The sequence below is a fragment of the Acidithiobacillus ferrivorans genome (assembly GCF_016250455.1).
GTDB classification, from domain to species: Bacteria; Pseudomonadota; Gammaproteobacteria; order Acidithiobacillales; family Acidithiobacillaceae; genus Acidithiobacillus; species Acidithiobacillus ferrivorans.
The window spans coordinates 600001-612865 of record NZ_CP059488.1 but is presented as its reverse complement, the minus strand read 5'-3'; the positions used below and the strand labels follow the sequence as shown (position 1 = coordinate 612865).

The 12865-nt window shown below is 58.8% G+C and carries 14 protein-coding genes (1 of these 14 cut by a window edge); 4 read left to right on the top strand and 10 right to left on the bottom strand.

What is annotated here, in order from left to right:
* Nucleotide 1 precedes the first annotated feature (1 nt).
* The 3 genes from H2515_RS03080 to gloA are packed head-to-tail and all read left to right on the top strand — an operon-like array spanning nucleotide 2 to nucleotide 1942.
* The gene (locus H2515_RS03080; protein ID WP_065413594.1) at nucleotides 2-1201 is read left to right on the top strand and encodes an argininosuccinate synthase; all 1200 of its coding nucleotides are present in this window, start codon (nucleotides 2-4) and stop codon (nucleotides 1199-1201) included.
* 5 nt (nucleotides 1202-1206) lie between these two features.
* Nucleotides 1207-1524, top strand: a complete 318-nt coding sequence (locus H2515_RS03075; protein ID WP_065413593.1) for a pyrimidine/purine nucleoside phosphorylase — start codon at nucleotides 1207-1209, stop codon at nucleotides 1522-1524.
* Between the two features lie 10 nt (nucleotides 1525-1534).
* Nucleotides 1535-1942 (top strand): lactoylglutathione lyase, encoded by a 408-nt coding sequence (gene gloA, locus H2515_RS03070; protein ID WP_035193826.1) that lies wholly within the window; start codon nucleotides 1535-1537, stop codon nucleotides 1940-1942.
* Between the two features lie 32 nt (nucleotides 1943-1974).
* On the opposite strand, the gene dnaQ is transcribed toward gloA, so the two are convergent.
* From dnaQ to H2515_RS03055, 3 genes are read right to left on the bottom strand one after another with little or no spacing between them, the layout of a single operon-like run.
* Nucleotides 1975-2700: a DNA polymerase III subunit epsilon gene (dnaQ, locus tag H2515_RS03065; RefSeq protein ID WP_035193828.1), complete on the bottom strand. Its 726-nt coding sequence runs from the start codon at nucleotides 2698-2700 to the stop codon at nucleotides 1975-1977.
* Entirely contained in the window at nucleotides 2691-3167 is a 477-nt protein-coding gene (rnhA, locus tag H2515_RS03060) for a ribonuclease HI (RefSeq protein ID WP_035193830.1), read from the bottom strand. Before rnhA ends, dnaQ begins: the two co-directional genes overlap by 10 nt.
* A complete protein-coding gene (locus tag H2515_RS03055) occupies nucleotides 3149-3949 on the bottom strand; it encodes a class I SAM-dependent methyltransferase (RefSeq protein WP_035193832.1) in 801 nt (266 codons plus the stop codon). The genes rnhA and H2515_RS03055 overlap by 19 nt, the downstream gene beginning before the upstream one ends.
* A 108-nt stretch (nucleotides 3950-4057) precedes the next feature.
* On the opposite strand from H2515_RS03055, the gene gloB reads away from it, so the two are divergent.
* Entirely contained in the window at nucleotides 4058-4810 is a 753-nt protein-coding gene (gloB, locus tag H2515_RS03050; protein WP_065413591.1) for a hydroxyacylglutathione hydrolase, read from the top strand.
* 2 nt (nucleotides 4811-4812) lie between these two features.
* Here the strand turns inward: gloB and H2515_RS03045 are convergent, their stop codons facing one another.
* The 7 genes from H2515_RS03045 to nusA all read right to left on the bottom strand — a co-directional run.
* Nucleotides 4813-6003: a M16 family metallopeptidase gene (locus H2515_RS03045; protein ID WP_232821517.1), complete on the bottom strand. Its 1191-nt coding sequence runs from the start codon at nucleotides 6001-6003 to the stop codon at nucleotides 4813-4815.
* A gap of 217 nt (nucleotides 6004-6220) precedes the next feature.
* Nucleotides 6221-8299, bottom strand: coding sequence for a polyribonucleotide nucleotidyltransferase (pnp, locus tag H2515_RS03040; RefSeq protein WP_065413589.1), 2079 nt, complete (start codon nucleotides 8297-8299; stop codon nucleotides 6221-6223).
* Between the two features lie 10 nt (nucleotides 8300-8309).
* Complete coding sequence (gene rpsO / locus H2515_RS03035) at nucleotides 8310-8579, bottom strand: 30S ribosomal protein S15 (RefSeq protein ID WP_014029974.1); 270 nt, start codon at nucleotides 8577-8579, stop codon at nucleotides 8310-8312.
* Nucleotides 8580-8617: 38 nt separating this feature from the next.
* Nucleotides 8618-9502 (bottom strand): tRNA pseudouridine(55) synthase TruB, encoded by an 885-nt coding sequence (gene truB / locus H2515_RS03030; protein WP_198660897.1) that lies wholly within the window; start codon nucleotides 9500-9502, stop codon nucleotides 8618-8620.
* Nucleotides 9499-9894, bottom strand: a complete 396-nt coding sequence (locus tag H2515_RS03025; RefSeq protein ID WP_035193841.1) for a ribosome-binding factor A — start codon at nucleotides 9892-9894, stop codon at nucleotides 9499-9501. The genes truB and H2515_RS03025 overlap by 4 nt, the downstream gene beginning before the upstream one ends.
* 9 nt (nucleotides 9895-9903) lie before the next feature.
* Nucleotides 9904-12534 (bottom strand): translation initiation factor IF-2, encoded by a 2631-nt coding sequence (gene infB / locus H2515_RS03020; protein ID WP_198660896.1) that lies wholly within the window; start codon nucleotides 12532-12534, stop codon nucleotides 9904-9906.
* Nucleotides 12535-12593: 59 nt separating this feature from the next.
* Nucleotides 12594-12865, bottom strand: the 3' portion of a protein-coding gene (gene nusA / locus H2515_RS03015) for a transcription termination factor NusA (RefSeq protein ID WP_065412422.1). It continues 1210 nt past the right edge of the window; the window shows 272 of its 1482 coding nt (coding positions 1211-1482); its start codon lies off the right edge, out of view; it ends in the stop codon at nucleotides 12594-12596.

The following is a 12865-nucleotide window of genomic DNA, read 5'->3' as shown; positions in this document are numbered from 1 at the left end:
CATGGTCAAGAAAGTCGTTCTCGCCTATTCCGGTGGTCTGGATACTTCGGTCATCCTCAAGTGGCTGCAGGATCAGTACCAGTGCGACGTAGTCACCTTCACCGCCGACATCGGCCAGGGTGAAGAGCTGGAACCGGCGCGCGCCAAGGCGGAGAAGCTCGGTGCCAGAGAAATCTTCATTGATGATCTGCGCCAGGAATTCGTCCGTGATTACGTGTTCCCCATGTTCCGCGCCAACACCATCTACGAGGGCGAGTACCTGCTGGGTACCTCCATCGCCCGGCCCCTCATCGCCAAACGCATGGTGGAAATCGCCGCCGACGTCGGTGCCGATGCCGTCGCCCATGGGGCTACCGGCAAGGGTAACGATCAGGTGCGTTTTGAGCTGGGAGCATATGCCCTCAACCCCGACATTCAGGTCATCGCCCCCTGGCGGGAATGGGATCTGAACTCCCGCGAAAAGCTCCTCGCTTATGCCGAACAGCATGGCATTCCGGTGGAACGCCACGGCAAAAAATCCCCCTACTCCATGGATGCCAACCTTCTGCATATTTCCTATGAAGGCGGCATTCTCGAAGACCCCTGGGCGGAAGCCGAGGACAGTATGTGGCGCTGGACCACCGCGCCGGAACAAGCGCCAGATCAGCCCCGTTATCTGGAGATCGCCTTTGCCCACGGCGACCCGATCGCCATCGACGACGAACCGCTCACGCCCGCGCAGTTGCTGGCGCACCTCAACACGGTCGGCGGCGAGCACGGCATCGGGCGCCTGGATATTGTCGAAAACCGCTACGTCGGCATGAAATCCCGAGGTTGCTATGAAACCCCCGGCGGCACCATTCTGCTCAAGGCCCATCGCGCTATCGAATCTATCACCCTGGACCGGGAAGTCGCCCATCTCAAGGATGAGCTCATGCCCCGCTACGCCAGTATCATCTACAACGGCTTCTGGTGGAGCCCGGAACGCCGCGCCCTGCAAACGCTCATCGATCAGACCCAGCGACTGGTCAATGGTGTGGTGCGCCTCAAACTCTACAAGGGGAGTTGTATGGTGGTGGGACGGCAGTCCCAAGAGAGTCTTTTTGATCCACGCATTGCCACCTTTGAAGATGATGCCGGCGCCTACGATCAGAAAGATGCCGAGGGCTTCATCAAGCTCAATGCGCTGCGTTTGCGCATCGAAAAACGTTTGCAGGGTTAACGGCGATGGCTCCCGAGCAGCATGTACCGGCCAACGCACTGGGCAAAACCAGCCGCATCTCTCTGGACGGGCGACGCAGTGAACGCAGCGTTATTCTCGCCGATGGCAGCATGCACAGTCTCACCCTTCTGCACCCGGGCATCTATACTTTGCGCAGCGAAGTAATGGAAACCATGCAGATACTCAGTGGAATAGCCTACTATCGCGCCGAAGGCGCCAATGACACTCAGGAGTTGCATACTGGCGACAGCATGGTCATTCCTGCCAACCAGAGCTACCGGCTAGAAGTGGTGGAGCCTCTGGATTACCTGCTTTCAAGTTAAGGAGATTCTCATGCGCATACTGCACACCATGCTTCGCGTCGTCGATTTGGATCGCGCCATTGCCTTCTACACAGAGGTGCTCGGCATGCATCTCCTGCGCCGTAAAGATTATCCCGAGGGCGAATTTACCCTGGCCTTCGTCGGTTATCAGAACGAGAGTGCCGGGGCGGTCATCGAGCTGACCTATAACTGGGGCGTGGAACATTACGAGCTCGGCGACGCCTTCGGGCATATCGCCATTGCAGTAGAAGATGCCGGGGCGGCCTGTGACCGTATCCGCCAGCGGGGCGGGAAGGTGGTGCGCGAGGCGGGGCCCATGAAGCATGGCAACACCGTCATCGCCTTCGTGGAAGACCCCGATGGCTACCGCATCGAGTTGATCGAGCGCAAAGCAGACTTTGCCGAATATCCGGCCTGAACAGCGAAATTGCGCACTCGGGTCATTCCTTTTTAATCCTCAGACCACAATGCTGTGGCCCCCATATTCCGCAAATATTGCTGATGGACCGCGCACTCCTCGGGACTGGCGCGAATCACCCGCAAGGGGTCTCGTGGCCGCGCTAATGCCGCCGGAATGACCGCGCTCCGACCATTCGCAGAGCGTTGCGCTTCCGCTGCGGCATGGGAGCCACCCGCAGCACCCAACAACCCCATCATATCCACCTGCCCACCCGTCATAGCCAGGTAGACCTCAGCGAGTATCTCGCAGTCCAGCAAGGCACCGTGCAGATCACGACGACTGTTGTCCACACTATAGCGTCGGCACAAACTGTTCAGATCATTTTTCTGGCCGGGGTGGCGGCGGCGCGCATCCACCAGGGTATCCATTACCGCCTGCCTTAATGGTGCTTTTTCCACCTGTTGCAGTTCATGATTCAAAAAACCCAGATCAAAAGGCGCATTGTGAATAATGAGTTCCGCGTCACCCAGGAAGTCCAGAAAGGCGTCCGCGACCTCCGCGAAACCCGGCTTATCCTGCAAAAACTCGGCGGTCAGTCCATGCACCCGCAAGGCCTCGGGATCACTGCTGCGCTGCGGATTGAGATATTGCTGGTAATGTACCCCTGTCACCCGCCGGTCGATAAGTTCCACGGCACCGATTTCAATCACCCGATGCCCTTGCCTCCAGTCGATGCCCGTGGTTTCCGTATCCAGCACCACCTGCCTCACAGCCATCCTTCCCCCTCCTGTGCCTGCCCACCCGCTGCATATTGATCCATGACCAGATTCAGCAACGCGTCTACCCGTTCATTCTCGATATGCCCCGAGTGCCCTCTCACCCACTCCCATTGAATCTCGTGAGGTGCCGCCACCGTCACCAAGCGCTCCCAAATGTCCTTATTTTTTACCGCATCCCCAGCGGCCGTCCGCCAGCCCCGGCGCTGCCAGCCAGCCAGCCATTGGGTCATACCATCGCGCAGATAACGGGAATCACTGATTACCCGCACGACGCTGGGACGTTTAAGTGCCTCCAGGCCACGCAAAGCCGCGGTCAACTCCATCCGATTGTTCGTCGTTTCTGGAACGAAGCCCCATAAGACCTTCTCCTGCCCTGCCAGCCGCAGACACGCACCCCAAGCCCCCATACCCGGATTACCGCGGCAACCCCCATCAGTAAATAACTCTATGATTTTTTTTGGCATGATACAGGGTTCTCAGCAGGATTGGGGGCATCATAAGCAACCGGCGCTTCGGAACGGACTTTTTGACGTCCAGAACGCAATTTGAGCGGACGCAGCGCGCCGACCAACGGGCGCTCGGGATCACGCCGCTGTGCCAGCAACAAATAGGCGTTGGCCCCTGCCGGCCACCAGCGGTCGCCCATCAGTTCCATCCATTGCGCATTGCGCTTCAGGCCCGGCACGGAATATTGAAAGTAGCGTCCCTCGCGCAGCACAAAATCCTGCTCTTCCAGCAGGGTGCGCAGTCGTCCCAGTGGCAGAAAGGGACGCCGCCACGGCCAGGCGCGGTCCCGGCGCCAGAGGTGCCAGCGGCGGACTACACTCAGACTACCCCCTGGGTTGAAGTCCATAATCAGCACATGTCCCTCGGGACGCAGCACCCGCCAGCACTCCTCCAACACTGCCTGCGGATTGGCTATCCGGGTAAGACAGAAAGGGACGATAACCAGATCGAAACGCATGGCCGCAAAAGGCATCGCCTCACAGGCGCCATAGGCTTGCAGATACTCGTCGGCAGGCAAGACAAAGCCATCATTGAGCAACACCCAGGTATGATCATGGCCGGGCGGCAGTCCCCAGAAAACGGGTTGCCCGAGTTGCAGAATGGTCTCCGGCTGCAAGCGTTCTACCCAGCGCGGCAGAATATCCCGGGCACGGTCCAGCAAGAGGCGACCGCTACTCCCATCCCACCAGATGGCGGCACGACGCTCCCGCGGTCGACTGCGACGTCCCAGACTCTGCATATCAGCGCAATAGCCTTGCAGCGGCAGAAAAAGAAAACACTAGCGTCGGGTACCCCAATTCAATGCCATAATGGGCCTATGGTACCTTGCCCGGAGCGAGATGCAAAAATGCCCATTCATTTTATCCCCGCCTTCACGGATAACTACATCTACATCGCAGAAACACCCAAAGGCGCATGGATTATCGACCCCGGTTGCGCCGACCCCGTCTTCGCTTGGTGCGCAGAACATCAGCTCCGTCCTAGCGCCATTCTCTGCACCCACCATCATGCGGACCACACCGGTGGCGTGGAAGCACTGGTGCAACATTTCCGGATACCGGTCTATGGCGCCAATCAGCGCATTCCACAACTCACCCACGCCGTCCGTGCAGGTTCTTTAGCACTGGACGAGGGGTTGCTCACCGTGCTGGAAGTGCCCGGTCATACCCGCGATCATCTCGCCTATATCTGGAAAGACGCGCTTTTCTGCGGCGACACCCTCTTCGCCGCGGGTTGCGGGCGCCTCTTTGAGGGCACGGCAGCGCAGATGTTCCACAGCCTGCAACAGTTCGCCGCATTGCCGAAGGATACCGCCGTCTATTGCGCCCACGAATACACCCTCAGCAATCTGTGCTTCGCAGCACAGGTCGACCCGGAGAACCCGGTCATAGCGCAGCGCCAAAAAGAGGCCACCGAACAGCGCGCGCGCAACGCACCTACCTTGCCCTCCAGCATGGCCCTGGAGTGCGCCAGCAACCCCTTCCTGCGCTGCCATGAGCCCGCCTTGGTCAACAGCGCCAACGCTTTCGACCCGAATACCGGCGACGACCCTATCCGCGTCTTCGGCACGCTGCGCCGTTGGAAAGACCACTTTTCCTGAGTTCAGCGCCGTGTCGGCAGGCACATCAATTCAAAACGCTCGGTCCAGGCCTTACGCAAGACCCGCCACACGGCATCGGCGTCCACTGCAGCCAGGATCTGGAGAGACTCTTCCACCGGAATCAGGCGTCCCAGATAGAGCCATTGACGCGTCAGACGGCTCATGCGAATTTCCGCGTCCTCCTGCCCCAGCAGGAGCTGAATCCGCAGACTGCGCTTCGCCCAGGCCATATCCTCCGGCTGCGGTCCGTGCTCCAGTAATGTAGCCAGGACCTCCGTCACCGCTTCTGCCGCCTGAGCTTGCTGTGCGCCCGGCGTAGCTGCATAGAGCGTCCACTCTCCGCAATCCCGGAGGGGGTCAAGATGGGAAAATACCTGATAGGCCAACCCCCGTTTTTCACGCAGTTCGCGGAACAGGTAAGACGCCGTGCCGCCACCCAGTATGGCATTGGCTACCACATAAGCCAGGTAATCGTCTGCAGCAACGCTGCAAGCCGGCGCCATCCAGATCAGATGCGCCTGTTGCGCCTGGGCGCGGTGCAGGCGTTTCTGCCCGCCATGAAACTGCGGGGCCGACATGGCGGCACGGGTGCCATGGCGTGGCCCCCGGAAAGCCGCCGCCGCCCAGGCACAGAGCGCCGCATGTTCCACCTCCCCGACGGCGGTGACTATCAGTGGCGATTCAGCGAGGACCCGCTGATGGTAGGCGCGCAGCCGTTTCTGACTCGCTGCCCGAATACAACGCGCATTCCCCAGCACCGGCCAGGCCAGGGGATGATCTCCCCAGATTTCCACGAGAGCACGCTCCTGCGCCCAGTCCTCTACATCCTCAGCGGCCATGGCCGCCTCTTGCGCGACTACCCGCTTTTCGAGGCGCAGGTCAGCATGGTCAAAGCGCGGTTTCGTCAGCAGCTCGGTCAGCAGTGTAAAGGCTTCAGCAGCATCTTCCGCCAGTACGGTCCCGTGAAATACCGTGCTTTCGCGATCCGTAAACGCATTGATGGTGCCACCCAGCGACTCCATGGCCGCATTGAGCGCATCGCCATCGCGCTCCGTGCTACCTTTGAAGAGCATGTGCTCCAGCAAATGGGCAAAGCCGTTTTCGTCGGCGGCCTGATCACGGCTGCCATTGCCGACGGTCAGTGACAAAGCCACACTCCGGCGTCCGGGCAGGCGCTCACTGATCACCGTCACACCATTATCCAGCGTTGTGCAGAGCGATCCGGTAGCGCGCGTCATATCAGGAAAAAATTATAAAAGAGTGTATGCAAAGAGAGAGACCTTTCTAAGACCATCTATTTTCAGGCGACATCCGCGCACCGGTAGCCCACAAAAAGCAAGGGTGGACCATACCCGTCCACCCCCACCCCCATTGGCGTTCAACAATATTGAAATGATGTCAGCGGACCACTTATTGCGGGATATCCTTCATACTCAGTTTGATCTTGCCCTGACGATCCACTTCCAGGACCTTGACACGCACTGCCTGCCCTTCCTTGAGGTGATCGTGGACGTCACTGACCCGCTCGCTGCTGATCTGGGAAATGTGCAGCAAGCCATCCCGTCCCGGCAGAATCGTCACAAAGGCACCAAAATCCATGATCTTAGCCACTTTGCCATCGTAAATGGTATCAACCTGCACATCCGCCGTCAGCAGTTCAATACGCCGCTTCGCTGCGGCGCCAGCTTCACCATCCACAGAAGCAATGGTTACCGTACCGTTGTCCTGAATATCAATGGTCGCACCCGTTTCTTCGGTCAGGGCGCGGATGACCTTGCCACCCGGTCCAATGACGTCGCGAATACGATCCGGATTGATCTGGATGGAGATAATACGCGGTGCATAGTCAGACAGCTCGCCACGGCTCATAGACAGCACGCCATTCATCAGCCCAAGGATATGCAGCCGCCCAGCCAGCGCCTGCTTAAGCGCCTGTGCCATGATTTCCCGGGTAATCCCGTCAATCTTGATATCCATCTGCAGGGCGGTCACCCCCTGTTCGGTGCCCGCCACCTTGAAATCCATATCACCCAGGTGATCTTCGTCACCCAGGATATCGGTGAGGACGGCAAAGCGGTCGCCTTCCTTGATGAGACCCATGGCCACACCCGCCACGGGCGCCTTGAGGGGCACACCGGCATCCATCAGCGCCAGGGAGGCACCGCAAACCGTCGCCATGCTGGAAGAGCCATTGGACTCCAGCACTTCAGAGACCACCCGCAAACTGTACGGGAATTCGCTGTTACTTGGCAGGACCGCCGCTATCGCCCGTTTCGCCAAACGCCCGTGACCGATTTCCCGGCGTTTGGGGGAGCCTACCATGCCCGTCTCACCGGTAGAGAAGGGTGGAAAGTTATAATGCAGCATAAAACGATCACGACTCTCCCCTTGCAGGGCATCAATGATCTGCTCATCGCCCTTGGTGCCCAACGTCGCCACCACCAAGGCCTGGGTTTCACCCCGGGTAAAGAGCGCCGAACCGTGGGTCCGCGGCAACACGCCCGCCTCAATGGTGATGGGACGCACCGTCCTGCTGTCCCGACCATCAATGCGTGGCGCACCATCCAAAATGCGGCCGCGCACAATGCTCGTTTCAATTTTTTTCAACAGACCACGAACCAGATCGCCGCGCTGTGCATCTTCTGCGGCAAAGGCTATCGCCATCGACTGCTGCACGTCTTCCAGGCGCTTACTGCGTGCTTGCTTCTCTGTCAGGGCATAAGCCTCCTGCAAGAGCGGGGTGGCTTTCTCGCGCACCTGCGCGCCCAGTGCCACATCGGCCACCGGCGCCACCCACTCCCAGCGCGATTTACCGGCTTCCCGCGCCAGAGCCTCAATCGTCTCAATAACCGGCTGGAACTGCGCGTGCCCGAACATCACCGCTTCCAGCATGATCTCTTCGGACAATTGCTGCGCCTCAGACTCCACCATGAGTACCGCCTGCCGGGTCCCTGACACCACGAGATCCAGTTGCGAGGTAGTCAGTTGCGAGTAACTGGGGTTCAGCACATATTGTCCGTCGATATAACCCACCCGGGCCGCACCAATCGGACCATTGAACGGAATGCCGGAAATCGCCAGGGCCGCTGAAGCACCGACCAACGCCAAGATATCGGGATCATTATCCCGATCCACTGACAATACCGTGGCGATAACCTGCACTTCATTCATAAAGCCCTTGGGAAAGAGCGGCCGGATGGGACGATCGATCAGACGTGAAGTCAGCGTCTCTTTTTCAGCGGGCCGCCCTTCACGCTTAAAGAAGCCACCAGGAATTTTGCCCGCTGCATAGGTCTTTTCCTGATAGTTCACCGTTAACGGAAAGAAATCCTGGCCCGGCTTCATCTCCCGGCGGGCCACTGCCGTTACCAGAACGACCGTATCCCCGCTAGAAACCAGTGCCGCACCATCTGCCTGGCGTGCCATTCGGCCCGTTTCCAGCTGCAGGCGACGACCGCCAAAATCCACTTCTTTCCGAATAATGGTCAAAATCTTCTCCTTATTTCCGCAGACCCAGACGTTCGATCAGCGTGCGATAACGATTCACATCCCGTCTCTTCAAGTAATCCAGCAACTTGCGGCGCTGGCCGACCATTTTCAAAAGGCCTTGACGGGAATGATGGTCATGTTTGTTGATCTTAAAATGATCTGCCAGCCCTTCAATACGGGTAGTCAGCAGGGCGACCTGTACTTCCGGAGAACCCGTATCCCCCACATGTGTGGCATAGCCCTGGACAACTGCTGCTTTGATATCACGAGACAACGACATAATTCCTGCTCCTCGGAAATTCTAAAAAACAATAACCCCTAGTTTACGCTCATGAGGCGGCGAGGCGCCACCTTTCCGTCGTCCATAACCTCTCCCAAACCGAGGAACTGGCCCATCGGTCCATAGAGGCGAATGCGCCCAAGGGAAGCAGGTGTATGGGCAACCACGACCCCCTGTCCCTGACGCAGGTAATAGGCAGTGTTCTCCGTCAGAGTCACCGCCGGCAAATAATCTAAAGCCAGATCCATGGCTTTAAGCGGGCATTCCTCACGCCCAAGCACCTCAGCAAGCGCTTCCAGGGTCAACGCCTGCGCAATATCAAAGGGACCGGTAGAGGTCCGCCGCAAGCCATTGACATGCGCACCACACCCCAGTGCTGCACCGATGTCTGCTGCCAGACTGCGGATATAGGTGCCCTTAGAACAGCGCACATCCAGCACCAAACAGTCGCCGTCCAACAAAATCAGGTCGAGCGCATCGATCCGTACCTGCCGCGCCGCCCGCTCCACTTCCAGGCCCTTGCGCGCCAGTTCGTACAGTGGCTTGCCACCCTGTTTGATCGCCGAATACATAGGCGGGATTTGCGCGATCACACCGGAAAACTGCGGTAATACCATACACACCTGCTCTTCGCTGGTGGTAACCGGTCGCTCTTCGAGGATTTCTCCTTCGCTGTCACCGGTTGTCGTGGTTTGCCCCAAACGCAAAGTTGCTCGATAGGACTTGTCCGCGTTGAGAATATAATCAGAGACTTTGGTGGCCTCACCAAAGAGCAAGACCAGCAACCCGGTAGCGATGGGATCGAGGCTTCCCGTATGCCCGGCTTTTTTAATGCCGAGCAGGCGTTTAACCCGCTGCAAGGCTGCATTAGACGTCAGTCCCGCAGGTTTGTCGAAGAGTAGCAGACCATGTTGACAATTCATGGCAGATCCTCTTGTTCCGGTTCCTGCGCCGGTGGCAGATGTGCCAGGAGTTCCGCCATTTCTGCACCCCGATCAAAACGCGCATCGTAAATAAAATGCAGGGGCGGAATACGCCGCAAGGCCAAACGCCGACCCAGCAGCTGACGGATTTCTCCGGCATGATCCTGTAACACCTGACGCACTGCACCGGCCCGCTCAGGACCATCCATCAGCGAAAAATATACGGTCGCCGAGCGCATATCCGTTGGCAAATCCACCATGGTGATACTGGGGGGCAGCAGAACCAAGTCGGAAGGCATCCCATGCAGGCGCGGCAACACCGCTGCTATTTCTTCCCGCAGTAAATGGGCCACCCTGGCGCCGCGCGGATACGCGCGATGAGAACTATGCAAAACCGACTCCTAGACCGTTCGTGCCACTTCGGTGGTTTCGAAAGCCTCAATCACGTCGCCGTTTTTCAGATCATTGAAGTTGCGGACACCCACACCACACTCAAAGCCTTCACGCACTTCTTTGACATCTTCTTTGAAGCGCCGCAAGGAATCCATTTCTCCGGCATGAATGACCACATCCTGACGGAGCACCCGGACCTTGGCGTTACGCCGCAAGATGCCGTCGGTAATCATACAACCAGCAATCATACCCACCTTGGGCACCCGGAACGTATCGCGCACCTGCGCATGACCCAGAACACGCTCACGGATTTCGGGAGCGAGCATACCACTCATCGCGGCCTTCACCTCGTCCACCGCATCATAAATGACGCTGTGATAACGGACATCCACGCCGCTATGGTCAATCAGACGCCGGGCAGGCGCTTCCGCCCGCACGTTGAAGCCGATGATAACCGCCTGAGATGCCGCGGCGAGATTCACATCAGACTCCGTAATTCCACCGACCCCGGAGTGAATGACATTGACCTTCACCTCGGCAGTGGAAAGGCGCTCCAGCGTCGTGGCCAAGGCCTCTACGGAGCCCTGTACGTCCGCCTTAATCAGCAAGTTCAACTGCTGCAACTGACCATCTGCAGCGGCCTCGAACAGGCTTTCCAGCGTCGCTTTCTGATGCTTCGCCAAACGCACATCACGGAATTTACCTTGGCGAAAAAGCGCGACTTCGCGGGCTTTACGCTCATCGGCAACCACGACCACCTCGTCACCGGCGTGCGGTACATCCCCCAGACCCAACACTTCTGCCGGCATGCCAGGAGCCACCAACTGTGTCGACTGGCCCGTATCGTCCACCAACGCCCGCACCCGTCCAAACTGTGCTCCAGCCAGAAGCATATCACCCGTATGCAAGGTACCCTGCCGTACGAGCACAGATGCCACGACGCCGCGTCCACGATCCAGTCGGGACTCGATGACCACACCCTTCGCCGGACCGTTTACCTGGACTTCCAGATCGAGCATCTCCGCCTGTAACAGAATCGCGTCAAGCAAATCATCAATATGCAACCCTGTCTTCGCGGAAACATTCACAAATTGAGTGTCACCGCCCCACTCCTCAGGCACCACTTCATGCCCGGCGAGTTCCTGGCGTATGCGTTCCGGGTCTACGGACGGCTTATCGATTTTGTTGACCGCCACCACGATGGGCACTTTAGCGGCCTTGGCGTGGTGAATCGCTTCAATCGTCTGCGGCATCACGCCGTCATCGGCGGCCACCACCAGCACGACAATATCCGTCGCCTGCGCACCACGGGCACGCATGGCCGTAAACGCCTCATGGCCCGGTGTATCGAGGAAGGTCACCATCCCCTTGGGCGTCTCCACATGGTAGGCACCGATGTGCTGGGTAATACCCCCAGCCTCACCACTGGCCACCTGTGCAGAGCGAATCCGATCCAATAGTGATGTCTTGCCGTGGTCCACGTGCCCCATGACCGTCACCACCGGAGGCCGTCGACCCATGATCGGTGTCTCCGCAATCCCATCCTCTACTAAAAAAGCCTCGGGACTGGTGATTCCCACCAACTTCACCTTGTGCCCCAGTTCCTCTACGACAATGGCGGCGGTTTCCTGATCAATCACCTGATTGATAGTAGCCATCACCCCCATCTTCATCATCGTTTTGATCACGTCAGTGGCCTTGATCGCCATCCGGCTAGCCAACTCACCCACCGTAATCGTTTCTGGAACCGCCACTTCACGGATGACCGGCGCTGCCGCCCATTCACTGGCGGCAGGACCGCCCTTGCCGCGGCCGCGTTTATCTCCGGACTTGCGACGCCGTGCCAGGGCATCGGCATTGCCGCCCTCATCACTACGTCGCCCGCCCCGCCGGGCAGCACCACTGCGGCGGGCATCATCATCCCCGGCGCGCGCGCCCCCCGGCCCGGCTTTTTTGCCTTTCGCTGGCGTCGCCGCGGCAGGCGTTCTGCTGGCCGGCGATGCTGCGGCGGGACGTGCGCGATCCGTACTGATTGTCGGTGTTCGGCTGCGATCAGGACTAGACCGTTCTGGAGTACGCGAAGCTGTGGGTACCAGCTTCGCTTCAGAGCGCGAAGGGGCCTGCTGCACAAGAGGTTCCATCGCCGCCGCCGCGGGTGCCGGCTGCACCTGCTGATCGGCCACGTCTTCCGCAGGCACCGGCGCCTGCACTGGCTCTCCTGCAGAAACCGCTTCTGTAGCTACCACAGACTCCAGCGCCGACTCTATTAAAACCGGGATCACCTGATCAGCACTCGGAGATGGCTCAAGGACAACAGATTCCGCCGCCTCTTCGACCGCCGCTTCGCGTTTGACGTAAGTTCGTTTGCGGCGCACTTCCACCTGCACCGTACGCGATTTCCCGGCGCCTACAGACTGTTTTATTTCCGTGGTGCTGGTGCGGTTGAGTGTAATGCGGCGCAACTCCCCACCGCCCTCTCCGTGCGCGCTGCGCAACGAAGCGAGAAGACGATGTTTATCATCCTCAGTGACCACATCCTCGGCCGTATTCTTAGGAATGCCCGCAGCGTTCAACTGCTCTAACAGCCGAGCATTCGTTACACCCAATTCAGCAGCAAAATTGGCGACAGTTACCGTCATAATCCTCATTCTCCAAAACCGCTACCCAGCAGACATACGTCGCGGGGACAGGGTCTGTATCAAACAAACCAGGGCGCACGCGCCTCCAGAATGAGAGCCTTGGCCCGCTCTGCATCCACACCGACCATCTCGCATAGCTCGCTCGTAGCCAGTTCCGCCAAGTCCTCGGAAGTAATAACACCCTTGCTGGCCAGCAAGTGCGCCAAGCCCTTATCCATATCTTTCAGGGACAGCAAATCCTCTGCGGGTTCACTGAGTGCCACCTGTTCTTCCTGAGCAATAGCCTTATTGAGCAGGACATCGCGCGCACGGCGCCGTAATTCACCGACGA

Bases quoted from the DNA above. Each gene is read 5' to 3' on its own strand.
- dnaQ (WP_035193828.1), bottom strand. From the start codon at position 2,700: ATGGCTGTGAGGCAGGTGGTGCTGGATACGGAAACCACGGGCATCGAC.
- H2515_RS03075 (WP_065413593.1), top strand. From the start codon at position 1,207: ATGGCTCCCGAGCAGCATGTACCGGCCAACGCACTGGGCAAAACCAGC.
- truB (WP_198660897.1), bottom strand. From the start codon at position 9,502: ATGAATTGTCAACATGGTCTGCTACTCTTCGACAAACCTGCGGGACTG.
- H2515_RS03055 (WP_035193832.1), bottom strand. From the start codon at position 3,949: ATGCAGAGTCTGGGACGTCGCAGTCGACCGCGGGAGCGTCGTGCCGCC.
- infB (WP_198660896.1), bottom strand. From the start codon at position 12,534: ATGACGGTAACTGTCGCCAATTTTGCTGCTGAATTGGGTGTAACGAAT.
- rnhA (WP_035193830.1), bottom strand. From the start codon at position 3,167: ATGCCAAAAAAAATCATAGAGTTATTTACTGATGGGGGTTGCCGCGGT.
- gloB (WP_065413591.1), top strand. From the start codon at position 4,058: ATGCCCATTCATTTTATCCCCGCCTTCACGGATAACTACATCTACATC.
- rpsO (WP_014029974.1), bottom strand. From the start codon at position 8,579: ATGTCGTTGTCTCGTGATATCAAAGCAGCAGTTGTCCAGGGCTATGCC.
- gloA (WP_035193826.1), top strand. From the start codon at position 1,535: ATGCGCATACTGCACACCATGCTTCGCGTCGTCGATTTGGATCGCGCC.
- H2515_RS03080 (WP_065413594.1), top strand. From the start codon at position 2: ATGGTCAAGAAAGTCGTTCTCGCCTATTCCGGTGGTCTGGATACTTCG.